Genomic DNA, 23,600 nt, shown 5'->3' on the forward strand with positions numbered 1-23,600 from the left:
TCTACGTGGGGGCAGTGACGCTGTGGGGGCTCACGGAAAAAAGCCGCACGGGAGTGCGGCGCTCCTAAGGAGTGTCGGTGTGCGGTCTACGTGGGGGTAGTGAAGTTGTGGGGGCTCACGGGAAAAAGCCGCACGGGAGTGCGGCGCTCCTAAGGAGTGCCGGTGTGCGGTCTACGTGGGGGGTAGTGAAGTTGTGGGGGCTCACGGGAAAAAGCCGCACGGGAGTGCGGCGCTCCAGGGGGGCATCAGACAAATCCCGACCGATTGCCTTCCATTGGAGTACTTTATCTCGAACTATAAGCCTTTTCAACACAAAAAGGCACCCCGATCGAGGTGCCCATTGCCGTTTTAGATTTCGTGGAAATAAATAATCATACAGTAGTTCGCCAGAATACCGCTGGGCTTTGACCCGAGGAACGAGGGGCAAAGCCCAGCGGTAACCTGCTTTCGAGGTGGCTCACCTCGCCGCCGGAGGCATTGCTTTTATTTATTTCCTGACACCTTATCTCATGTGCCGCAAGGTGGCGTATCCGCCAGCCACGGCTTTGACGTCGTAGCCTCGGTGTTTGAGGATGCGGTATCCGAGGTAGCCGCGCAGGCCGATGGCGCAGAGGACCAGGATACGCTTGGACTTGTCGATTTCGTCGCAGCGGTTGCGGATCTGGTCCACGGGGATGTGGAGGACGTGGTCCAGGGTGCCGTTTTCTTCGATCTCTTCGTCGGTACGCACATCAAGGATGAGGTCTTTTTCGGAGTCTGCGGCGAGGGTCTCCGTGTAGTCGATCATCTCCACGTCGCCCATGAGGATGTTGCCGGCCACGTAGCCCGCGATGTTCACGGGGTCTTTGGCAGAGGAGAAGGGGGGAGCGTAGGCCAGTTCGAGTTCCTGGAGATCAAAGACGGTCATGCCTGCCTTGATGGCGGTTGCGATGACGTCGATGCGCTTGTCCACGCCTTTGCCGCCCACGATCTGAGCGCCCAGGACCTTGCCGTCGTTGGGGGCGAAGAGAAGTTTGATGGCCATCATCTCGGCGCCGGGGTAGTAGCCTGCGTGGGAGCCGGAGTGGGTCCAGCTGGCTTTGTAGGGAATGTTGTCGGCTTTCAGGCGTTTTTCGCTCATGCCGGTGGAGGCGGCGTTCATGTCGAAGATCTTGGCGATGGAGGTGCCCAGGGTGCCTTTGTAGACGGATCTTCGGCCTGATGCGTTGTCGGCTGCGATGCGGCCCTGGCGGTTGGCGGGGCCTGCAAGGGGGATTACCACCTCGGCCCCGGAGACGTAATCCAGGGTGGTCACGGCATCGCCGGTGGCCAGAATGGCGGGATCCGAGGTCATCATGGAGGCATCCACGCGCACCCCGCCTTTTTCTGACATGGCAAGGTCTGCGGAAAGGGCAAGGCTTGTCTCCGGGCGCACGCCCGTGGCCAGGAGCACCAGGTCGAACCGCCTGGTTTCGGGCTCTGAACCGTTTTGCAGTACCACATCGTAGGCCCCGTCGGCGGCTTCGATGCCCTGGACCGTGGTGGAGGTCAGGACCGTGGTACCCTTGCTCTTCACGTGGGTTTCAATGGCGGCGGCCATCTCCACGTCCAAGGGGGGCATGATCTGATCGGTGAGTTCCACGACGGTGGTTTCCACCCCGCGCTCAACGAGGTTTTCAGCCATCTCCAGGCCGATGAACCCGGCCCCAGCCACCAATGCGGTTTTCGGCGTTTTTGCATCCACGTAACGCTTGATGCGGTCGGTATCCGGGATGTTTCGCAAGGTAAAAACACCGGGCAGGTCAAGCCCCTTGATCTCCGGGCGGAAGGGCTCGGCACCGGGGGAGAGGATCAGGCGGTCGTAGCTCTCCACAGAGGTCATGCCGGTCCTGACGTCCCGGACTGTTACCTCTTTTTTCTCCCGATCGATGCCCGTCACCTCGGTCATGCTGCGGATGTCCACGTTGTACCGGCTGGAAAAGGATTCTTCGGTGGTCACCAGAAGGGCATCCCGTTCGGTGATCACCCCGCCGATATAATAAGGCAGCCCGCAGTTGGCAAAGGAGATGTACTCACCCCGTTCAAAAATAACAATCTTCGCGTCTTCTTCCAGGCGGCGTGCCCTGGCCGCAGCCGTGGCACCCCCTGCAACACCTCCAACAATCACGATTTTCTGCATCTGTATCTCCTGGTATGTATTTTATTATAAGTAAGATATCCTTGTGGACTCCCTTTGGGAGCCAATTTTTCAAAATCGGTTACACTTTTTCTACCAAAAAAATCATCTGTTTTTCAACATCCCCGGATGATGACCTTCATCTTCCGGCTCTTCTGCATGGCAGACGGTGCAGGTAATGCGCCCCATAACCCCGGGCTCACCCATGTAAGCGACGGCCTGGCGGTTGGTGCCCGGCCGCGCTGCAGGGGCCAGTTCATGGGCCCTGTTGTGGCAGGCGGCGCAGGAGAGGGCCTCCATCTCGTCTTTCATGGCGCTGAACTGCTCTTCCTGCGATGTTGTCATGGAGGCTAAAGAATCTGCTGACGGCGGCTCAAAGCCCTCGTGGCAGGAGAGGCAGTCGGGAAGGTGCACATAGGCATCCCGGGGCGATACCGCCTCCAGTGTTGTTTTCATTGACTCCTTTAAGGGCACCACTTCAGGCACGGACAAGGGCTTGAGCAGCCTTGCCGCATGGACGGTCAGGGTGCCGTGGCAGCGAGTGCAGTCCATGGGCTTTCTGTGCCGACCGGAAAAAAAGGCCGGGGGGCGTTCGGGACTGCTGCTGTGGCAGAAGCGACAGGAGGCCTCGCCTTTGTCGGCCATGTACACATTGTGCCAGCCGTGGAGGGCTGCCGAAGGCGAGGGGCGGTTTCCCCGGTGGCACCGGGCGCAGGTGATGGGCGTTCCCTTTGCTGCCTTGCTGGAAAGGGAGGTGCCGCTGTTTTTGTCGTGGGCCGCAAGGATCTGTTCTGCGGTGTTCGCGGCGATGCCCGATGGACTGGGCGCTCCGCCGTGGCAATGGAAACACCCCCGGGTGGCATCGGGTTCTGAAGGCAAGAGGACCCGGTTCAGCTCCTCTCCGTCTGCCGTTGCCGTCACAAGACAGGGGCCGTTGAGGCTGCCCGGTTCGCCTTCCAGAACCCAGGTACCGAGGTCATCGTCAAAGGCCATGGGGCGGGTTGTTTCGCCTGATTCCACAGCCATCTCCAGATCCTCCATGACCACTTCCGGATACTCTCCCGGCACCACCATGGATGCCTGAACACGCTGGGGCACCGGGTCTTCCGAGGTAAATAGAGGGCTGCGGAGCCGCCCGTTGCCCTGGGTATCACGCCAGGCAAGGAGCACGGGGGTTTTCTCAGTTTCCGGCGCGATCTCAGGGGCAGGATCGGCCTGTGGCACCCCGGGACTTTTTGTTCCGTGCAGGCCCTCGGTGAGCCAGCGGGACAGAAGCTGCCGCTCCAGGGCATCACCGAAAAAGGGGGGCATGTAGCTGTGAAGCGCCCCCTGCCCTGCCAATGCCTGGTCCAGGCCCTCGGGGGTGTACCGTGCGGTGAGGGGCCGGATATCGTTGATGGGGCCTCCCGCGCTGTGGCAGGAGAGGCACTGGACCTTGAACAGGTTTCGGCCGGTGAGCTCATCCCCTGCCAGCCAGGGGGAACGGCTTCGAAGCCCTTTCTGATTGAGCATCTCCGCGTCCCGGGGCGCGATGTTGTTGGCATAGAGCACCCCGGGAATGATCCAGGGTTTGCGCGCATGCTCCCGCACCATTTCAAACAGACCCATGTGGAGCAGGCCCAGGGCCAGAACACCAAGGGCCAGGGGCTTTCGAAGGCCCCGGTGTTTCAAAAGCCACATGCAGGCGGCAAGGGCCATGATGACAAGGGTCAAACCCGTGAACCCCGAAATCAGGCCGGGAATGGTGGCGGCGAACTCGTAACGCCCCTCAAGGTGAAAGGAGGGCACCGAGGAGAGGTAAAGGCGGCCTGCCCCGAGCACGGCCACGCCGATGCCCACCACCCAGAGGGTGTAAAAACCGAGCACCGCGTCCCGCACCTCCCTGTCCTTTGAAAAGGAAGCGGTAACAAACCCGAAGAGCCCTGCGGCCCACACAGCCAAAAAAGTCCGAAACAGGGTGGAGGGCCAGAAGCTGGGGTTGAAGAAGGCGTCCGTGAACCGGCCGGTAACCGCCCAGTCACCGGGGGTGAGCATAAAGCTGATGACCCCGTTGATGATGAAAAGGGAGAGCCAGGCCGCCGCAAAATAGAGCCACCCCACCCGAAGGTGGTCTGTCGGGGACAGGGTGTCGAACCTGTACCAGTAGACAAGAAGGGCCGTGATCTCAACGGAGAAAAAGACCCACTCCGCGGCCCAGGCAAAAAGAAAGATCTCGATGAGTTTACCCGTGGCATCCGGGCTCAGGATGCCGATGGTAAACCAGATGGCCACCCCGGAGAGCCCGCCGAAGACCATGGTGAGCAGCAGGAAAAACCGGGTGTGTCCCTTCACATAAGCCAGCAGGGCCGGACTTTTTCGCTTGCGTGCCCGGGCTTCCGTAAGCACGAGAAAGAGCCCGCCCCCCACGGCAAAATGGGCCACATAGACATGAACCACGGCGATGACGGCGATCAAAAGCCCGCCGCCCCCTTTAAAAAAATCCAGAACAGGGTACATCATGCCTCACCCCCTTTGCGAAGAAGGCCCAGCATGTAAACAAAAGCAGCGCCTCCCAGGGCAAGGGCTGCGGCAAACATCACAAAGGAGCCGTAATCGGTGGGCCCGGTGGTGGTGACGGGGGACAAAAAACCGGTGCGGATCTCTTCCCGGAAACAGATCATCAGGGTGAGGTTCACAAGGGCCCAGATGGCGCAGGTCTTAAGCCGCCCGCCCACCAGCAGCACCCCGAGGAAACCGGCCGAGGCGGCCAGAAGATAGAGGTTGAGCACACCGCGTCCGGCCCCCTGCCTGACGGCTTCGGGAAGAAAGGCGGCATGGATCAGCCCCGATGCTGCCAGAAGGACCAGGAGCCCTCCCCCCAGCCAGATGCCCCCGCGCCCGTTGAGCTGCCCGGCCCTGCCCAGCAGTCGGCTGAAAAGAAGGGCATGGAACAGGGCCGCCAGCACCACATGGAACCACCGGAACAGGGTATCGGCCCCACCTGAAAAGAGGATCCAGCCGTGGGGGGAATCCCCATACCGGGCCCACTGTCCCGGCTTTTCCATAAGGTCGATATTGCAGACAAAGACAAAGGAGACAAGCAGCAGCAGAAAGGCGGTGGAAACGGCTGCCCATCTGCGGGTCTGCCGGGGTGCGTCGGATGAAACGGCAAGGTACGAAAGGTAGTAGGCGGTCATTAAGACCCCCACGGCCCCCAGCCACCACCCGGCCATGAGAATGGAGCTGGTGTAGATAAAGTGGGCGAAAAGGGCCTGGCAGAACAGCAGGGGTGCGACCCCCGTGTTGATGGTGAAGGCCATCCAGACGGGTAACTTCGGCGTCTCCGGCCCCCTGCCGTCCAGGAGAAAAAAACCGGCGGCATGGATCAGGGCGGCCCCCAGAAGAAGGGTCATCACCGCCACATGGGTGGTGAGGGTTACAAGATGAAGCCCTTTGACGATCCAGGCTGGTACCGGCAATGCAACGCCTCCGGCGTGAAGGCTCTCAAAAACCATGGTGTCTCCCCCCATTGCTCATCTCATCGCACAAAAAAACCGCAGTGCCCGGCACTGCGGTTTTTTCTCTTGTTATGTGGCCTATCCGGCGGCGTGGCAGTCGAAGCACTTGACAGGGCCGCTGGGATCTCCGGCCTTGGCGCGCTGACGGTGGCAGGATCGGCAATTGTTCATCACCTGCTTTTTCTTAAGGGCCTTGTCGGCTTTCAGGCGATCAATGGAACCGGTCTCCTGAGGAAACATCCCATGGCAGGCGTTGCAATCCCCCAGGCTGTCCTGATGATCCCAGTGCGGAAACGCCACCGCACCGTATTTCCCCTCCACAGGCAGCACCAGGGACTCTGTTCCCTGCCCGGCAAACACAACGCATACGCCCATCAGCAGCAAGGCTGCCAGGGCACCTCCAACCTTCCTCATCACCCCTCCTTCCAACTCCTCTGCATCAAATCCGCTCGTCCGGTCGCTTGTCTCCGATGTTCTGGGTGTAATCGATGTTGTCCACGAACGTGCACTTTTCCTTGCACGCTGGACACTCCTCAGGAGGTTCCTTGTCTTTCAGGCTGTAGCCACAGGCTGTGCATTTCCAGCTTTTTTCCATGGTTCGTCCTCCCTGATTTCAGGGTGGGCAAGGATCGGAACCATCCTTAAATAGAGGGCACCCTCTGCCGTGCATGGCATCCGAGTCCCTTGCCTCACCGATGGCCGGTCTATGACTGTTTTTTCCAAAGACCGTGCAGGTTGCAGTACTCACGGGCGGTGACGCTGTTGGCGTCGATCATGAAGGTCGCCTCGGGGGCGTCCCCGGGGTTCAGGTACTGCCGGTAGACCTTTCCGTCGGCGAGTACCTCGATCCACTGGATGTAATGGGCATCCAGCATGGGGTGTGCCACTTCGCCAACCGTCACGCGGAAGCCGCCGGCAATTTTTTCGACGACGGGGACATGCTTTTCAACGGCCGCGTCTTCGGTGTTTTCCGTCAGAAGATCCATGTCCTGGCCGCAGCAGGCGGGAATCGGTCCGCTCCCAACAAGCACTTCAACAATATTACCGCACAAAGAGCATTTAAACACCTGGTTTCTCTCGATCATATTATCCTCCATGGAAAGGTAGGCAAGGTCATTCCGCCGTCTTGCGGATGCATGTAAGGTCACCGTTGCGGTGACAGGGGCAGGTCATATCCCCATGATATGTGGATGAAATTCTATATTAAATTCCATGGATTTTCAATCGAAATACATGGCATTTCAATGGCTCGTGGTCTTATTTCAAGGTGTAGTAATACGGTTCGCCCTTGTCCTTGCCCTTAAGCTTGACCTCACGCATGCCGTACCTTTTTCCAGAAATGGTACGGTAGTTGTCGGTCCCCTTCCATTCCCAGCTTTTCGATTCTGCGAAAAAATAAAAAATACTGTTGGGGCTGCGGGCCATGAGTCCTTTATCTCCGGGGGGAAACTTGGCCCAGGACCGGGTCACCCAGTCCCCGTCGGTGTCTTTGATGCGCACGGCCACCATGACAGTCTCGTCGGTGGTGTTGTGAAACCCGATGTGATACACCGCCTTGACCTCCAGGAGCTGGGCCAGGGTTGTATAGGACTCTCGGGTCTTTTTCACGGCCTCTTCGCCGGCAAGGATCAGGGTGGGGATCATCTCCGTCAGGTCGTCGCTGTCCCGATACGCCTCGGCCATGGCAAGGGCGGTCTGGCCTTTGTTGTTCTTGGGGGAAAGGGAGACCTTCAGCTCCAGAAGCTTTTGGATATGGTCCCAGCACTGGTTCTCCATGGCCACCATGAGGGGGGTGTTGCCCGCCTTGGTTCGCCGGTTTTTGTCAGCCCCGTGCTTGATGAGATACGCAGTCTCGTTTTCGGAAGAGAAACGGTTTCGCACGGTGTGGTGCAGGGGGGTGTAGCCGTCCTCGTCCACGGCATCGATGTCGGCCCCGGCCTTAAGGAGGCTGGAGATCTTGCCAAATCCGTCGTAACAGACCGTGCGGCTCAAGGGGGTACGGCCGCTTGGGTCACGGATCTCGGTGTTGCAGCCGATGTCCAACAGGGCGTCGAGCATGGCCCTGCCGTGCAGATAGTGAGCTGCGGTATGGAGAAACCCGTCCCCGTCGCTGTTTTTCTCTTCGGTCTTGAGATTCCCGGCCTTGCCCAGGAGCCGCACCATTTCGGCATCCTCCATCTTCACGGCAAGGGCAAGGGGCGAGACCCCGTCGGCGGCCCTGGTGTTGGGCGAGATGCCTGAGGCCATGGCAGCTTCCACCGCTTTGAGGTCCCCGGCAATGATCAGGCCGTGGAGGGTGGCCTCGGGCTTGTTTTCCGGCAGGGCCGCCACCTTGGACAGAGCCTCCAGGGAACCGTTAAGGGGAAAGGTAACCTGCACCTTTTCCCCCAAGACGGTCACCAGGTCAAACCGGATGAACGAACCTTTTTTCAACACAGCAAGGTCCTTATCGCTCAAAGAAAAAAAGGGCTGACCGGGGTCACCGACAAACTTGGGGCGCCGCACCTTTGCCCGGGTAAAGGCGTCAAAGACGTTTCCATCCACAAAAACCCCGGTCATCTCCCTGATAAACCCCTTTTTGGCTGCCTCGGGGTATGCCTTCTCCCACATGGGGTAAAGCCGGGGCTGAAAGTTAAGCCAGGGCACCCCTCTGACATAGGAGACCTCCAGCAGATGGGTGCCGAAGACATCCCCCTCCACGTTCCTTCCCCGGTACATGGCAACCGCCACCCGGGTCTTGCCCCCTTTGCCGTTCTCGTCGGCCTCGGTTTCCCAGGCCTTCCAGGACGCATTGGGCACTCCGAACACTGCGGTGGCAAGGCTCCTGTCTTTCCGGTAACACCCCAGGGTAAAGGATGGAGAGGCCCCGTCCCGACTCCGGATATCAAGCTGCACCACATAATAAGCGTCCTTGGACTCCAGGCGTGCGTGGCGAAACAGGACCCGAACGCCCCCGTCAATTTTCTCTTCCCCGTAGTAAAACGCCAGCCTGTCGTGAATCGCCTTGACCACGTCCCGATCGGCGCCCTCCCAGCTCTCGGGCAGGGTGAGGACGGTGTCTTCGCGGCCCACCACGCAGGAGAGCTTAAGCCCGGTGGTGTCAGAAAACTCACGGGCCTCGAAACGGGCCTCTTCGCTGCCCTCATCCAGGACAAGGCCGGAAAAAGCCCCTCCCTCCTCAACGGAGGAAAAATCCTGGCTCAAATGAAGGTCAAACACAGGGCTCATCACCTCTACAAAAAGCCGGGCTTTCTCCTCGCCGGACAAAGGGCCCGACGGTGCGGAATAGCAGAAGGCCGGAAGGCAAAACAAAAAAAACAACACAAAAGAAAAGCGGCTGACACGTCTCATAAGGGGCTCCATGGCGTCATCAAAGGGTCCGAAACAAGGCACAAATTAGGGCTTACCATAACACGTTCAGGGCACTTGGGCTGTAATGCGCCGCACACAGACAAAAAAAAACAAACGCATGCCTCCGGCGGCGAGGTGTCCCACCTCGAAAGCTGGTTGCAAATGCGCTTTCCCCTTCGTTCCTCAGGGAAAATCACATTCGCCATGGGGTTTCAAGGTGCCCCCACCTTGTTTCTTTTCACCGCCCTTGCCATTTGCCATGGCTTGGTGTAAATTCCCGATCTTCAATTTAAAGAGGAAGCCCCCAGGCCGGTGCCCAAGCCCCTTGTGCGCCGGTTTTTTGTGATAAGGACGGCGGCACATGCCCCGGGCAGCCCCGCGCCTATTTTTCGAGGTGATTCGTATGACGTCTGTGGTATTCGGACTGGACTTTGGAACCAGCAACTCGGCCCTTTCGGCCAATATCGACGGCAAGGTCTCGATGATCGACATCGACCGGTACAACGAAACCGGAAAGACCCTGAAATCCGTGATCTATTACGACGACGAGGAGCGCCTCTTCTTCTCCGGCCAAGAGGCCGTGAACCAGTACATCGAAAACGACGCCTTCGGCCGGTATATCCAGTCCATCAAATCCTTCCTGCCCGACGCCAGCTTTGAAAAAACAGAGGTGGGCAACAAGACCTACACCCTGGAACAGCTCATCGGGATGATCCTGCGGACCATCCGGGAGAGGGGCGAAAAGGCCGTGGGACAGGCCGCCGACAGCCTGGTGCTGGGCCGACCCGTTGTCTTCTCCGAGGACCCGGAGTGCGAAGCCCTGGCCAACCGCAGGCTATTAAAGGCCGCGGAGCTTGCCGGTTTCAAGGATGTCCACTTCCAGCTGGAGCCCATCGCAGCTGCCCTGGCCTACGAGAACTCCCTGGCCGCAGGCGAAGAGAAAACCGTACTCGTAGGTGACTTCGGCGGCGGGACCTCGGATTTTACCATCATCAAGGCCAGAGGCGGACAGCACGGAGAAAACCGGGACCGACGCGACGATGTCCTGGGCCTCGGCGGGGTCTACATCGGCGGCGACACCTTTGACTCTGCCATCATGTGGCACAAGGTCGCCCCCTACTTCGGCAAGGAGGTGCGGGTAAAAGCCCTCTACGACGACTTCACCCTGCCCGTCTCCTCCCTGATCCTCGGCAAGCTGAAACAGTGGCACCAGATCCCCCATCTCCGGCACCCCAAGATCGAGGCGATCCTAAAGGATATCCGCCACCGAGCCGACAAGCCCAAGCTCATCGAAAACCTCCAGAACCTCATCGAAGACAACTACGGCTACCTCCTCTTCCGGGCCATTGAAGAGACAAAATGCCGCCTCTCCACCGACGAGACCGCCCTTGTCCGGTTCAAGGAGGGCCAGCTGGCCATCTCCGAACCCCTTGCCCGCACCGAGTTTGATGAGATCATCGATGGGGATGTTAAAAAAATCGACGCCTGTGTGAACACCGTCATGGCCCAGGCAGGCCTCGGTGCCGAAGACATCGACACCGTCTTTCTCACCGGCGGTTCCTCCCATATCCTTAAAATCCGGGACCTCTTCGTGCAGCGCTTCGGCACCCAGAAAATCGACAGCCAGAACGCCTTCACCAGCGTGGCCTACGGCCTGGGATGCAGCAGCTACCTCACCGACAGCAGGGAGTAAACGATGCCTTCTATGGTTAAAGTGGGTGGCAAAAGCTTGCCTCCGGCGGCGAGGTGAGCCACCTCGAAAGCAGATTGCGAATGCGCTTTCCCCTTCGTTCCTCAGGGAAAATCACATTCGCCTGTGGTTCAGATTAAACTGAATCTGTTTTTTCAAACCTGTTTATCAAACCCGTCGTATTAAGATCAGGCAAAAGTTTACCCCCCGGCAGGGCCGCCGGAGGCGTCTTTAACCTGGCTGCCTCCGGCGGCAAGGTGAGCCACTTTGAAAGCGTGTTGCCGTACCCATCGGGTACGGGGAAACCGGTCATGCAGGGGGAGTGGTTTGATGAATGGCGAACGTTTTTTTCATCATATTTCGAAATCCCTTGACTTCAAACAGCCCCCCATGTAGTGTCTGCCTCGTTGTTGCGGGATGGAGCAGTCTGGTAGCTCGTCGGGCTCATAACCCGAAGGTCAGTGGTTCAAATCCGCTTCCCGCTACCACTTAAAAAATACAAAGGCCCGGAAGATTAATCTTCCGGGCCTTTTTTTGTTTTCACGCACCGCCCCAGCGGTGATCTCCCTGCCGACTACAGAAAAAAACTCCGTGGGCTTTAGCACGGCACCTTTCCCCCTCATCTTCTCGCAGACGGTGAGCGATAGCGAGCCGTATGCATGCTGAGGTCAAGGGGCTCAGCCCCTTGCCGCCGGAGGCATGCTTTTCCGCTTATCCCACCTGCACCAGCCGATACACCCCCCGGGACGGGGACGCCACCCACCCTTTCTGTTTCATCTGATAAAGCGTGTTTCGCACCTTCTGGGGGTCCATCTTCGAGGCCGCGATCATCTCGGCCACGGGCACGCCGTTGCGCTTTTTTTGCATGAGGGTCGCAAGCCGCTTCATGGAAGGGGTCATGGCATCCGGCAGATTTGATGCCGTTTTTCCCTTTCCTGGTGGCCGCCCCTTGGGCGCGGCCTTTTTCACGGGCACGGCGCGGCTTTTTCGTTTCCCCGCGCCGACCTTATCTGCGGCTTTCTTCCTGACCTTTGCAGAAGGAACCGGTGCCGGGGCTTCCCCTTCACCCAGGTCGATGCCGAACAGATCCGAGAGCCCTCCGGTCTCCTTTAAGGCCCGATCGCTCTTTTTCACAGCCTTGCGACGCAGCGTCCCCCTGGTCCGGTTCACCTTTTCGGTGATAAGGTCCTGCACCTCCACCTTGCGCAGCAGAAACAGAAGGGACGGATCGTCGTCCAGGCGAGCCCCGACCCCGTAGAGGCTGGCGGCCACGTGCTTGCACATGGAAGCGGAATCCGGGCAGCTGCAGGTAAAGGAGATCTCCTTGGGGGCGGGGAAAAGACCTTTCCCCTTCTCGGTCAGAAGGTCGACCATGGCGTCAGGCAGGCGCCCTGCCATCAGATCCCGGACAGAATCCATGGTGCCCACGGCCGCTTCTTTCAGGGCCAGCCATTTCGGTACGGAGATGGCCCTGATGGAAACGGTCACTTTATAGGGATAGGGTTCGCTCCCGATGACCAGGGCCGTAACGTTTCCGGCCTCCACCTTTAAATCCAGCACCGCCCCGTGCCTGGCATAGCTCCTGCCCCTCTCCAGCCGGTTGGCGTAATCGGCGTATCCTTCCAGGTTTCGGTTCCATGCCTTGCCCCACCAGCTCGTGGCCAGGGCCTTTCCCGTGATGACCACAGGAGAGATATCCGGATGTTTCTTTTTCAGCTGCTTCAGTTTTTTTTCCGCCTTGGCCCGTTTCTCGGCCACCGAGACGTACTTGGGAAACCCGTAGTAACTCATATGAAAACCTTCCGCCATATCTAAGGGTTAAAGTGTCAATGTAAACAGCTCAACCAATTCGTCGTCGGCCATCTCCGTCACATGGGTCTCCCCGGACGAAGAGACCACCTGGTCCGCCAGGTCGCGCTTGGCCTCAAGCATGGCATCGATCTTCTCCTCAACGGTGCCTTTGGTGACAAAGGTGTGCACCACCACCTTTTTGGTCTGCCCGATGCGAAAGGCCCGGTCCGTGGCCTGGTTCTCCACCGCCGGGTTCCACCACCGGTCAAAGTGGACCACGTGGTTTGCCCGGGTGAGGTTGAGCCCCACGCCTCCGGCCTTCAGGGAGAGCACCATAAAGGGGCAGTAGGCATCGGCCTGAAAGGTGTCGATGAGCTCGGCCCGCCTGCCCACGGGTACCCCGCCGTGGAGCACCAGCCCCGGATGCCCGAAGACCCCTTCCAAAAAAGCCCGAAGGGGTTCGGTCATCTCCTTGAACTGGGTGAAGACCAGCACCCGCTCCCGCTTCTCCAGAACCGTCTCGCAGATCTCGCGGAGACGCTGGAACTTTCCGCTCTCGCTCTCTTTAAATGCACCGGCGCCCACGTACTGATCCGGGTGGTTGCAGAGCTGTTTGAACTTCATGAGGGAGGAGAGCACCAGGCCCCGCTTGGCGATGCCTTCGGCGGTTTCCAGCCGATGGGCCAGATCCTCCACCCCCTTGCGGTACAGGACCACCTGCTTTTTGGAGAGCCCTGCGTAGCTTTTCATCACCACCTTGTCGGGAAGATCGGAAATGATGGAGGTGTCGGTCTTCAGGCGACGCAGCACAAAGGGCGAGATGAGCCGACGCAGCCGGGCATACCCCTCCGGGTCGTCTTTGAGGCTTTTTGAAAATTCGGCAAATTCGCTGCGCGACCCCAGGAGCCCGGGGTTCAGAAAATCAAAGAGGGACCAGAGATCCCCCAGGCGGTTCTCCACCGGGGTGCCGGTCATGGCAATGCGCTGACGTGCCGAAAGCTCTTTGACGGCACGGGTCTGTCGGGTGGCCGGGTTCTTGATGGCCTGGGCTTCGTCCAGGACCAGGCAGTCCCAGGTGCGGTCCATGAGCCAGGGGTACTTCTGCACCAGGGTATAGGTGGTGATCACCAGGTCAAAGGCGTCGGGATCCTCCGGGCCATGGGCGGCCAGCCGCTTTTTTTCAGCGGCAAGGGTGCGTCCGTTTTCAGCCGTCACGTAATCGGGGTGGGCCGTAAACACGCGCAGGGTCGGGGCAAAGGCGCGTATCTCGTTAAGCCAGTTGGTGACAAGGGAGGCCGGAAGCACCAGAAGCGAGGGCCCCTTTGTCGCCTCCCCGGCGCGACCGTGGAGAAAGGCCAGGAGCTGAACCGTCTTTCCAAGGCCCATGTCATCGGCAAGGCAGGCCCCAAAGGTCAAGCGGTCCAGAAAACTGAGCCAGTTGAGTCCCTGTTGCTGGTATCCCCTCAAGGTGGCTTTGAACCCTCGCCCGGGGGAGGCCGTGGGCGCAAGGCCTGGGTTTTCCAGCTTGGCCAGGGTGGCACCCAGCCACTCGCCCCGGGAGACCTCGCAGGGGACGTCTGCCAGGGCATCGCCCAAAAGCGCCCCGGGCCGAAGCTGAAGGCGCATGGCCTCTGACGGGGTAAGCCCTTCCCGGACGAGTTCCCGGGCCCGTTCACAGGCGTCCAGGGCCTGGGCCAGTTTTTGGTGATCCACGGCCACCCACCGGTTTTTAAGGAAGGCAAGGCCTTCGCTTTCAGCCAGAATCTCCCGGGCTTCGTCCTCGGTGAGGGCAAGATCGCCCATCATCAGGGCAGAGGAAAAACCGAGCAGGGCGCTCTCTCCCACAAAGGACGGAGGGGTGTCCCCCAGGGAGACCCGAACCCCCACCCCGGAGGCTGCAGGCTTCCACCAGTTGGGAATACGACAGATCACCCCGCAGGATTCGTATAGGGGCACCTCTTTCAAAAATTGAAAGGCCTCGTCTGCGCCCCAGGCCAGGGGATAAAAGAGTTCTCCGCTCTCCACAAGGCCTGCCACCAGCTCGCTTTCATCCGAGGCGCGATACACGGTGGAGAGAAGGGAGACCAGCTCTTCATCCTGAAACTCTTCCAGGGCGCGTGTCATGGGCAGGTGGCGAGCGCTTCCGCCGGAAGGACCCGCCTGGGAATAGGTGGCCATAAAGGCGAAGGGCTCTTCGGAGTTCCGGTTCTCAACCAGATGAAAAAAGACCCGCCCCGCCAGATGAATCCCGGGATTAAGGGCGGCAAAAAGCTCGGCCACGCTCCCCTTGTGAGCAGCCGCAAGGCTTGCGTAGCCTTCCCCCAGAGCCTCCCACACCGAGGCCAGCATGACGGTGTTCACCCGGTCCCCGCCCACCATCATGGGCACACCGGCCAGATGGGAGGCCACCTGGTCGTCGTCCATGGGTACCCGGGCTGTCTCGCGGAGAGTCTCCAGATCGGACAGACGCGCCAGAGCGTTTACATAGTCCCGTGCCACCACGGCCATCCAGGCAAGGGAGGGGTCCACCCCGCCGGGGAGTTCCAGGCAGCCCAGGGCAAAAAGCCAGCTCTCCGGGGTTTTGTCAAACCGGTCATACAGGTCCCGCTGGAACGTCTCCAGGGCCTTGGAAACCGACCGTTTTGCATTCGCCCACTCCAGGAGAAGCCCCCCTTCGGGCATGACAGACAGTGTTAAAATCGAACCCATCGTTAGCGCTACCACCCATATCCAGTCCCATGATCCACCCGAAAAACAGCCATGACATTCCGACTGTTCCATTCTGCCTCTACCATCATGGGGGCCACTTTATTTTCAGCCTCCGCAAGGGTCAACTGTTTTTACAGCAAAAAAGGCAAAAGGCGAAGCTTCGCCTTTTGCCTATTACCGATTTACCTATGACCCGACTTACACCCTGAACCGCCCCACCATCCCCTTGAGCTCATCGGCAAGCCCCTTAAGCTCTTCGGCGTTGGTGTTCACCCTGGCACTCACCTCGGTCATCTCCCCTGCGGTCTGGTTCACCTCGGCGATCTCCCGGGCCATGTCCCGGGCCACGCCGGAGCTCTCCTGCACCTTCTCTGTCATGGCCTGGATGCCGGAAGAGGTCTGGTTGACGTTGCCGGAGATTTCGGCGGTGGTGACGGACTGCTCTTCGATGGCGGCGGCGATGGTGATGACGATCTGGTTGACGCTGTCGATGACGCCTGTGATGGCATCGATCTCCGCCACCGTGTCATCGGTGGAGGCCTGGACACCGCCGATGCGCTCCTTGATCTCCTGGCTGGAGGCGGCCGTCTGACGGGCCAGCTCCTTGATCTCATCGGCCACCACGGCAAAGCCCTTGCCCGCCTCCCCTGCCCGAGCCGCCTCAATGGTGGCGTTCAGGGCCAGCAGGTTGATCTGCTCGGATATCTCGGCAATGGTTTCGGTGACCTTGCCGATCTGGAGGGCAGCCTCCCCCAGGTCCCCGACCTTCTCTTTGGTGCGCCTGGCCTGGGTCACGGCTTCTCCGGTGATGGTACGGGCGGACTCGGAATTCTGGGCGATCTCACCGATGGTTGCGGTCATCTCCTCGGTTGCCGACGCCATGGAGTTGACCGCCGAAGCGGACTGCTCGGTCTCCCGGGAGACATCGCCCATGTTGCCGCTCATCTGTTCAGAGGCGGCGGCCACGGTGTTTGATTTTTCCGAGGTGCCCTTGGCCCCGCCGGACATCTGACCTGCCAGCGCCGTCAACCTGTCCGACGAGAGGGCCAGGGTCTCGGAGTTTTCTGCGATCTCGCCGATCATCTGCTGAAGGTTGGTCACAAAGGCGTTGAACCAGTACGCCACGTCCCCCAGCTCATCCTTGCTTGCCACGGTCAGGCGCTGGGTGAGGTCCCCTTCCCCTTCGGCAATATCCCGCAGCATGGCGCTGGTCTGCTTAAGGGGGGTGGTGATGGACACAATGAGAACGATGGCTGCCCCCACCGCCAGGCCCGCGCCCAGCACTAGAAACAGGGCGATGACGGCTTTGCCCTTGGCAGCCGTATCGGCAAAGGCCATACCGGCCTCGTCGGCCATGGTCCCCATCATGGAGGAGATGTCCCGGACCACCTCCCGCGCCTCAAGACCGACCCTTTTCTCTTCAACGTCTTCCTGAACATACCGATCCCAGCGGTTCATGTAGGTGTTCACCGAGGAGGTGATGCGCTCGGTGACCGACGGAAGCGCCATGAGCTCGGTGAGGCTGGCATTGACCTCGTCGGCAGCCCCTCCGCCGATGATGTAGTAAAGAACCCCCAGGCGCGCTTCGCCCAGGAGGGTTCCCACCCGGTCGATCTGCTGAAGTTTTTCAAAGCCGCCCCGGATCACCCCGCTCAGCTCTTCACCGGCCTTTTCGATGTCATCCACATACACACCGGCGCAGATCACGATGTCCCAGGGCTTGAAGTACTTTGCCACCGTCACCTTGGGAAACACAGCCTCCCCCATGCCCGGCTTGGTAAAATGGTATTCGGTGACCGAGCCCCCTTCTTTCAACGCCTCGTCCACGGACTCCACCACAAAGGCCCTGCCGGTCTTCGGGTCGGTAATTTTGGAATAGTCCATCCCCTCAAGGGCCCGGTTTCCCCCGTGGGTCACGAGGGTATACGCCGAATCCACCACAAAAAAATAGTTGTTCCCTTCAAACCGCATGTTTCGGATCATGGCCAGGGCCTCTTTTTTGGGGCGGCCGGAAATCAGCATGTTTTCAACGGCACCGTGGGCCACATCCACGAGGTTGCGCACAGAGGAATAAGCCGTCTTCTTCAGGTAAAAGGTGCTGCTCTTGATCACCTCTTTTCGAATCGACTCCTGGGCCGCGGCCGTCTCATCGGTGACCACGGCATTCACGTCCCCCGCGCTTTCCTGAAGCTCTCCGAGCAATACAGCCTTCTTCTCCTTGGCTTCCTTGAGGGACACCAGGTGCGTGCCGTACGCCTTTCCTCCTGCGCTCAGTTTTTTAACGGCCTCGGTGGTGCCCACCACCTCCTGCAAGCGGGTCACTTTTTTCCCGGCACGCTCAACGCTTTGCCTGAGGGCCTCATACTGCGCAGGTGTCCCCTCTTTGGCGTAGAGGCTCTGCTCGGCCATGAGCCCGTTCATCTCCACATCAAGCTCCAGGGTCAGACTGCCCTCCCGTGCTTTGTGGATCACCCGGTTCAAGCTGTAATACCCTGTGAGCCCCACCAGCAGCAGCACCCCGACGACCAGAACAAACCCCGCCATCAACTTTTTCTTAAGACCGACTGTAGCAAACATCCATGACCCTCCCTTACGGCATTCCCAGAGTGAGCGGCTCTGCCCGGCGGTACAACACCGGAGAATCCCTCCGGCACCGCTCTCGCGGCCTGCCGGATGCCCATGCCGTGACCGGCATCAGTGTTCAGGGAGCACAACACCGATCACCCGCAAAAAAAACACAGGACAAAACGCGCAAGACCGTCAGCAGCAAACCACGTCATTTTCCCCAATTATCGACATCGCGGCCCAAAACTTAATACTTACTTTAAAACGAAAGGTAGAAAGCAGAAATGCATATCTGGCTATAATTCCGTCATGTTCTCCAGGCGGTATCACAACTCCCACGCATTTCACAAAGGATTCGCACAAGTAAAAACGGACACCTGCCGACCCGGCCCCATAAAAAAACACAGCCCCGAACGCAAAAAAGCCCCCGGCAAAAACCGGGGGCTTTTTTACAACAGACAAAAGGCTGTGCAACGTATTATGGGTGAGAAAGTCACATCAGAGGCCCTTAAAAATCCTGCTGGGTGGGATCCTTGAAGGGGCACCGGGGCCTTTCGCCTGTTTGTTTCACACCATGCGGATCAGAGAATCCGGTTGGTTTTCAGAAGGGGCATGGGGTTCACCAGGTGGCGACGCGCCCATTTCTCGGCCTTGACTTCCCCCGAGGCAAATCCGGCCAGCTCGGGGATAAAAAAGACCGGCAGCCTGTTTTTGGCCGTGCCGCGCATCTCCAGGTTCACCTGGCAGAGGGGACAAAAGGTCACCACGCAGTTGGCCTTGGCCTGGTTGGCCTGCTCCAGGATGCGATCCACCAGGCGGTCCGCCAGCTCCGGCCGGGAGACGGCCAGGTGAGACCCGCAGCAGCGGCTGGAAGCGCCCCAGTCCTTGACCTTTGCCCCTGTGTTTTCCACGAACTTGATGATGCTGGACTCGTAAGTCTTCAGGTCAAAGCCGGTGACACGCTCGGGGCGGGACATCAGGCAGCCGTAATAGATAACAGCGTTGAGACCTTCCAGGGAGCGGTTCATCTGCCCCTCAAAAATCGCCTCATCGCCGGGCTCCAGGGCTTCGAGGAAAAACCGCACCTTCACCTCGCCGGTGTACCGGGTGCCGTAAGCCTGGAAAAGCTTGTCCCGCAGAGACTCGTCATTGGCCAGCTTGTGCATCGCCTCTTTCAGGCGGATATAGCAGCTGGGGCAGACCACATAGAGGTCTTCCACGCCCTGTTTCTGGGCGAGGATCAGGTTGCGCCCGGACAAAAGGGTGGCGTATTCGGGGTTCACGCTGTGGGCCGGAGAGGCGCCGCAGCAGTTCCAGTCCTTGAGCTCTTCCACCCACATCCCGGCCATTTTGGCCATCTGGAACAGGGCGTCGGCAAAGTCCCGGGAGCTGGCCGTCAGCGAGCACCCGGGGTAGATACAGATACGTCGTTTCCCCACGGGGATCGTTCTCTTAGCCACCTTAGACATGACACACCTCGTTCAGCTTCTTCATGTCCACGCGCTTGTGGATCCGCTCGGGCAAGAGACTCAACCGTCCGGAAAACATAAACTTCATGTAGTTGGGAATATCCCTTAAGGCCGGCAGGGACTTCATGCGGTAACGCGCCATGAAACCCAGCTCGTACAGCCTGCCGTAACGCTTGACCTGGCCGAGGAACTCCTGATGAAACGCAACGACTTCCGGCTCCTTGACCGTCGCCTTCTCTTCCAGGGCGATCTGGCGCAGGGTATCCATCATCTCCGGAAGACTGATTCCGTTGGGGCATTCGGACACACAGGCAAGGCATCCCACACAAAGCCAGACCGATCGGCTTTCAAGAACCTCCTGTTTCAGCCCGAGCTGGACCATGCGAATGATTTCGTTGGGCAGGTAATCCATCTCCTCAGCCATGGGACATCCACCCGAGCAGCTGCGGCATTGAAAGCAGGAGCTGAACATCTGTCCACTTCTTTCGGTGACTTCATTCATGAAGCCGGCCTCTATCCGGATGGGTTCTGAACTGTTCATCGTTGCTGTCCTCTTTTCCCGAAACATCATGCCAGGCACGACCCCCCGAGTATCTGGCAGCACCCCCTGGGTGCGTCTGCCCCAAAAGGTACCCGTATTGATATCCGAATGTTCCATATTGATAATCGACCGGGAACACCGGAACTGTGATTCTCAACCCAAGAAAGCATGCCCCGGGGCGTCACCCCCGGGAGCCGGTCGAACAGCACCGGCACCTTACATCGGATTGTCCCTTCCTTGCAGGCCGTAGAAAGCCCGCATCCAACATGCTGCTGCAGCCCCTCACACATTCCCCGGAACCTATAATGAATTTCCCGCCGATAAAATCGTCGCGAAAAACGTTCCCGGAGCTTCCCGTCGGATGAGGTGCTGATCGTGCATTTTTTCCCTGAACCGTCGCCTCACGCTGATTTCAGAACGAGCTCCACCTGCCGGTGCATCGCCGATGCATCGCGTGCGAATGGTCCATTTTTTCTTCTGGTCTTTTTGGTCGTCTACGGTGACGTCGAAACCAAACTCTCCACGCCCTTCCCAAAGCGTGGGGGGTACGTCCCCACCGGTATGTCGAGACAAAAAAAGCCCGCAAAAGGAATCGTCATTCTTCAGGTCCCTTCAGCAAGCTTCATCGCCTTGATAGCGCCACACATCGTTGTGAGCGTTACTGCTTGTAAAGAAGGTCTTTTATCACGGTTTACGCATAGAATTCAAGCCTTTTCTATGTTTTCACCTCTGTTTTTCCTCACAGGCCGTGGAATCATGCCGCCCCGCGCACGGAGTAAAGCCCTCCGGTACGCAAAGGCGGCACAACACGGTCCATGGTGCCTGGTGCGAGGGAAACCCAGCCCATCGCTCAGGCCGTCGTCGACAGCTGCCTATGCCCTGCTGCTACTTGCTGTAGTCGTAAAAGCCGCGCCCGCTTTTGCGACCCAACCAGCCCGCGCGCACATACTTCTTGAGAAGGGTGTGGGCACGGTATTTGGGATCGCCGGTCTCTTCGGTCAGCACGTCCATGATGGCAAGGCAGACGTCCAGGCCGATGAGGTCACCCAGGGCCAGGGGCCCCATGGGGTGGTTGGCACCGAGCTTCATGGCGCTGTCGATGTCTTCAACGGACGCCACGCCCTCGGCATAGATCCCGATGGCCTCGTTGATCATGGGGATCAGGATACGGTTCACAACAAAACCCGGGGCTTCCGCCACTTCCACAGGGGTCTTGCCGATCTTTTCCGTCACCTCTTTGATGGTGGCATAGGTCTCATCGGAGGTGGTCATCCCCCGGATGATCTCCACCAGCTTCATGATGGTGGCGGGATTGAAAAAATGCATCCCGATCACCTTGTCGGGCCGTCCCGTGGCCGAGGCCACCTCCGTGATGGAGAGCGACGAGGTGTTGGTGGCGAAGATGGTCTCTGCGGGGCAGATCCCGTCCAGCTCCTGGAAGATCGCCTTTTTGATCTTCATGTTCTCCACGGCGGCTTCCACGATGAGCCCGCAGGAGGCGGCGTCGGCAATGTCCACGGAGCCCTTCACATGGGAGAGCACCTCATCTTTGAAGGCGGCTTCGATCTTGCCCTTGGACACCAGGCGATCAAGGCGCTTGGTCATGCCTGCAAGCCCTTTGGCGACGGCCTCTTCGTTGATGTCTCGTAAAATCACGTCAAAATTTTTCTGTGCAAACGCCTGAGCAATTTCTGCGCCCATGGTGCCGGCGCCTATTACCATAATTTTCATAATCTCACCCAATTCAAATTGAATAAACGTGTCACCGGAAATTGAACCACCGACTGCGATGTTTCAGTGCGAACTGTCCGGGTCAGATCACATGTTCGAAGGGCTGTGGCCCCCACCCGTACGATCAGGCAAACACACCTGATCGCACAGAGCAGGGGGCCAAGCTTCTCCTGCCGGTTAACCGGTTGTGCCTGCGTCAACACTCCCGGCATCCAACACGAACGTATGACTTATGATTCAATCACCATGGCCATGCCCATGCCGCCACCGATGCACATGGAGATCAGGCCCGTTGACAGGCCGTCTCTTTTCATCATGTTCATACCGGTGACCATCTGGCGTGCGCCGGTGCACCCGATGGGGTGCCCGAGAGAGATCCCGCTGCCCACCTGGTTGGGCTTTTCAATGGGAATGTTCAGCTCTCTCATGCAGGCGATGGCCTGGGAAGCAAACGCTTCGTTGAGTTCAATCATGTCAATATCGGCAATGCCCATATCCAGACGGCCCAGGACCTTTCGTACGGCAGGAATGGGACCTAAGCCCATGTATGCCGGGTCGAGGCCGCCTGAGGCAAAACCCTTGATTTTGACGATGGGGGTGAGCCCCAGTTCTTTGGCTTTCTCCTCGCTCATCACGAGGACGGCAGCCGCGCCGTCGTTGATCCCCGAGGCGTTGCCTGCGGTGACCGTGCCGTCTTTTTTAAAGGCGGGACGCATCTTGGAGAGAATCTCCATGGACGTCTCCATGGGTCGTTCATCCACGTTGAAGATGGTATCGCCCTTGCGGGACTTGATCACGATGTCGGTGATCTCGTCTTTGAACAAGCCGTCTTTGATGGCTTTGCGTGCACGGTTATGGGAGAGGAGAGCCAGCTCATCCTGTTCCTTACGGGTGATGCCGTATTTCTCCACAATATTTTCTGCAGTAATGCCCATGTGATAGCCGTAGAAGATCTCATACAGACCGTCAAAGACCATCAGGTCGGTCACTTCGCCGACACCGGTAAGCTCCATGCGGTGTCCCCAGCGTGCCTTGGGAAGTGCCAGGGGCGCGTTGCTCATGGATTCCATGCCGCCGGCCATGACCACATCGGCGTTGCCGCACATGATGGACTCGGCCGCAAGGGCAATGGCTTTCAGACCTGAGCCGCACACCTTGTTCAGGGAAAAGGTGGGGATCTCCTTGGGAAATCCGGCGCGAATCATGGCCTGGCGTGCGGGGTTCTGGCCCTGGGCAGCCTGAAGCACGTTGCCCATGATCACCTCGTCAACCGGTACGGGGATGGCACCCTCGTCCCAGTCACACCCTTTGGCCTCCAGCTCGGTGAGCCCCTGGTCCTTCAGCGCATCGGGGCAGCAGGCTTTCATCTCGTCACTGGCGACCGGGCGAAGGCCCGCTTTTTTAAACAGGTCTTTCATGACCGCGGCACCCAGATCGGCAACCTTGACACTCTTGAGTCCGGCACCGAAGGTCCCTACGGCAGAACGCGCTCCACAAACAATGACTGCGTTTTTCATAAATCTCACTCACTCCTTTACATGGCCTCCCGACCTCTTCGTCTGGGAGCCCATCGCTGGATTCGCACCGGGGTGCCACCTGATGTGACGCATGCGCCCTTTCGCTTCTGCCGGCACGTGGGAGTCCGGAAATCAAAAGCATCAGAGCACATCACCGTGTACGAATGATTCTATGCCTGATCTCCGCGCGGCCCCTTACGGGCCGGGGGCGGATATTTGCCCGGGACGCTCCGAAGCGACCCGAACGGCCCGTGTGCCTGACCTGAAAACCGACCCTGGAGCAGCTCCTCCGCGTCGGGTACCTTCGGGGTAACCCCCCGGCCGGCACACGTGCATTACAGTCCTGTGGTCAAAGCAATTGTTGTGCCACATCAGGCCACCAGCCACCCCACGGTTGTGTTATCAATTACTTAACGCGATTTATCATAGAATACGCAAAATCACCCCCTCAACACGCCCGTAGCAACCATGACAACCCCCTGATACCTTTAGGCGATCCCCACCGGAATACCGATCCACCCGAAAATTCAGCGAATTCCTGTGGTATCCTGCTCCGTCCTGTGGTAAAACCCGATGATTCTTCG

Annotated in this window: 15 protein-coding genes and 1 tRNA gene; 2 read left to right on the forward strand and 14 right to left on the reverse strand. The window is 59.1% G+C overall.

What is annotated here, in order from left to right; genetic code table 11:
* Positions 1–502 precede the first annotated feature (502 nt).
* The 7 genes from BLQ12_RS10775 to BLQ12_RS10800 form a co-directional block, all read right to left on the reverse strand.
* Entirely contained in the window at positions 503–2,158 is a 1,656-nt protein-coding gene (locus BLQ12_RS10775; RefSeq protein WP_092210666.1) for an FAD-dependent oxidoreductase, read from the reverse strand.
* 102 nt (positions 2,159–2,260) lie between these two features.
* Positions 2,261–4,654 (reverse strand): cytochrome ubiquinol oxidase subunit I, encoded by a 2,394-nt coding sequence (locus tag BLQ12_RS10780; protein ID WP_092210667.1) that lies wholly within the window; start codon positions 4,652–4,654, stop codon positions 2,261–2,263.
* Entirely contained in the window at positions 4,651–5,649 is a 999-nt protein-coding gene (locus tag BLQ12_RS10785) for a hypothetical protein (protein WP_139163942.1), read from the reverse strand. The genes BLQ12_RS10780 and BLQ12_RS10785 overlap by 4 nt, the downstream gene beginning before the upstream one ends.
* 81 nt (positions 5,650–5,730) lie before the next feature.
* Positions 5,731–6,066, reverse strand: coding sequence for a cytochrome c3 family protein (locus tag BLQ12_RS10790; protein ID WP_092210669.1), 336 nt, complete (start codon positions 6,064–6,066; stop codon positions 5,731–5,733).
* A 25-nt stretch (positions 6,067–6,091) separates the two neighbouring features.
* On the reverse strand, positions 6,092–6,247 hold the full coding sequence (locus BLQ12_RS27410) for a rubredoxin-like domain-containing protein (RefSeq protein ID WP_175469652.1): 156 nt from the start codon (positions 6,245–6,247) through the stop codon (positions 6,092–6,094).
* 109 nt (positions 6,248–6,356) lie between these two features.
* On the reverse strand, positions 6,357–6,737 hold the full coding sequence (locus tag BLQ12_RS10795) for a desulfoferrodoxin (RefSeq protein WP_092210670.1): 381 nt from the start codon (positions 6,735–6,737) through the stop codon (positions 6,357–6,359).
* Between the two features lie 172 nt (positions 6,738–6,909).
* Entirely contained in the window at positions 6,910–9,003 is a 2,094-nt protein-coding gene (locus BLQ12_RS10800) for an ankyrin repeat domain-containing protein (RefSeq protein WP_092210671.1), read from the reverse strand.
* A 403-nt stretch (positions 9,004–9,406) separates the two neighbouring features.
* Between BLQ12_RS10800 and BLQ12_RS10805 the strand changes: the two genes are divergently transcribed.
* Both BLQ12_RS10805 and BLQ12_RS10810 read left to right on the forward strand, forming a co-directional pair.
* A complete protein-coding gene (locus BLQ12_RS10805) occupies positions 9,407–10,696 on the forward strand; it encodes an Hsp70 family protein (RefSeq protein WP_092210862.1) in 1,290 nt (429 codons plus the stop codon).
* Between the two features lie 408 nt (positions 10,697–11,104).
* Positions 11,105–11,181, forward strand: a tRNA-Met gene (locus BLQ12_RS10810).
* A gap of 223 nt (positions 11,182–11,404) precedes the next feature.
* Here the strand turns inward: BLQ12_RS10810 and BLQ12_RS10815 are convergent.
* From BLQ12_RS10815 to BLQ12_RS10850, 7 genes are all read right to left on the reverse strand, one after another.
* Complete coding sequence (locus tag BLQ12_RS10815) at positions 11,405–12,484, reverse strand: hypothetical protein (RefSeq protein ID WP_092210672.1); 1,080 nt, start codon at positions 12,482–12,484, stop codon at positions 11,405–11,407.
* Between the two features lie 27 nt (positions 12,485–12,511).
* Complete coding sequence (locus BLQ12_RS10820; RefSeq protein ID WP_092210673.1) at positions 12,512–15,193, reverse strand: DEAD/DEAH box helicase; 2,682 nt, start codon at positions 15,191–15,193, stop codon at positions 12,512–12,514.
* Positions 15,194–15,391: 198 nt separating this feature from the next.
* Entirely contained in the window at positions 15,392–17,770 is a 2,379-nt protein-coding gene (locus BLQ12_RS10825) for a methyl-accepting chemotaxis protein (RefSeq protein ID WP_092210674.1), read from the reverse strand.
* A 569-nt stretch (positions 17,771–18,339) separates the two neighbouring features.
* The gene (locus BLQ12_RS10835) at positions 18,340–19,227 is read right to left on the reverse strand and encodes a CoB--CoM heterodisulfide reductase iron-sulfur subunit B family protein (RefSeq protein WP_092210676.1); all 888 of its coding nucleotides are present in this window, start codon (positions 19,225–19,227) and stop codon (positions 18,340–18,342) included.
* On the reverse strand, positions 19,220–19,768 hold the full coding sequence (locus tag BLQ12_RS10840) for a 4Fe-4S dicluster domain-containing protein (RefSeq protein ID WP_175469653.1): 549 nt from the start codon (positions 19,766–19,768) through the stop codon (positions 19,220–19,222). Before BLQ12_RS10840 ends, BLQ12_RS10835 begins: the two co-directional genes overlap by 8 nt.
* Before the next feature lie 885 nt (positions 19,769–20,653).
* Complete coding sequence (locus BLQ12_RS10845) at positions 20,654–21,499, reverse strand: 3-hydroxybutyryl-CoA dehydrogenase (RefSeq protein WP_217640290.1); 846 nt, start codon at positions 21,497–21,499, stop codon at positions 20,654–20,656.
* 230 nt (positions 21,500–21,729) lie between these two features.
* A complete protein-coding gene (locus BLQ12_RS10850) occupies positions 21,730–23,016 on the reverse strand; it encodes a thiolase family protein (RefSeq protein WP_092210678.1) in 1,287 nt (428 codons plus the stop codon).
* Positions 23,017–23,600: the final 584 nt, after the last annotated feature.

Source organism: Desulfoluna spongiiphila (genome assembly GCF_900101345.1).
Taxonomy (GTDB): domain Bacteria; phylum Desulfobacterota; class Desulfobacteria; order Desulfobacterales; family Desulfolunaceae; genus Desulfoluna; species Desulfoluna spongiiphila.

Excerpts from the sequence above, each read along its gene's own strand:
- BLQ12_RS10790 (WP_092210669.1), bottom strand. The coding sequence starts at position 6,066 with ATGAGGAAGGTTGGAGGTGCCCTGGCAGCCTTGCTGCTGATGGGCGTA.
- BLQ12_RS10800 (WP_092210671.1), bottom strand. The coding sequence starts at position 9,003 with ATGAGACGTGTCAGCCGCTTTTCTTTTGTGTTGTTTTTTTTGTTTTGC.
- BLQ12_RS10840 (WP_175469653.1), bottom strand. The coding sequence starts at position 19,768 with ATGAACAGTTCAGAACCCATCCGGATAGAGGCCGGCTTCATGAATGAA.
- BLQ12_RS10825 (WP_092210674.1), bottom strand. The coding sequence starts at position 17,770 with ATGTTTGCTACAGTCGGTCTTAAGAAAAAGTTGATGGCGGGGTTTGTT.
- BLQ12_RS27410 (WP_175469652.1), bottom strand. The coding sequence starts at position 6,247 with ATGGAAAAAAGCTGGAAATGCACAGCCTGTGGCTACAGCCTGAAAGAC.
- BLQ12_RS10785 (WP_139163942.1), bottom strand. The coding sequence starts at position 5,649 with ATGGTTTTTGAGAGCCTTCACGCCGGAGGCGTTGCATTGCCGGTACCA.
- BLQ12_RS10815 (WP_092210672.1), bottom strand. The coding sequence starts at position 12,484 with ATGAGTTACTACGGGTTTCCCAAGTACGTCTCGGTGGCCGAGAAACGG.
- BLQ12_RS10775 (WP_092210666.1), bottom strand. The coding sequence starts at position 2,158 with ATGCAGAAAATCGTGATTGTTGGAGGTGTTGCAGGGGGTGCCACGGCT.
- BLQ12_RS10820 (WP_092210673.1), bottom strand. The coding sequence starts at position 15,193 with ATGGGTTCGATTTTAACACTGTCTGTCATGCCCGAAGGGGGGCTTCTC.
- BLQ12_RS10850 (WP_092210678.1), bottom strand. The coding sequence starts at position 23,016 with ATGAAAAACGCAGTCATTGTTTGTGGAGCGCGTTCTGCCGTAGGGACC.
- BLQ12_RS10845 (WP_217640290.1), bottom strand. The coding sequence starts at position 21,499 with ATGAAAATTATGGTAATAGGCGCCGGCACCATGGGCGCAGAAATTGCT.
- BLQ12_RS10780 (WP_092210667.1), bottom strand. The coding sequence starts at position 4,654 with ATGATGTACCCTGTTCTGGATTTTTTTAAAGGGGGCGGCGGGCTTTTG.
- BLQ12_RS10805 (WP_092210862.1), top strand. The coding sequence starts at position 9,407 with ATGACGTCTGTGGTATTCGGACTGGACTTTGGAACCAGCAACTCGGCC.
- BLQ12_RS10795 (WP_092210670.1), bottom strand. The coding sequence starts at position 6,737 with ATGATCGAGAGAAACCAGGTGTTTAAATGCTCTTTGTGCGGTAATATT.
- BLQ12_RS10835 (WP_092210676.1), bottom strand. The coding sequence starts at position 19,227 with ATGTCTAAGGTGGCTAAGAGAACGATCCCCGTGGGGAAACGACGTATC.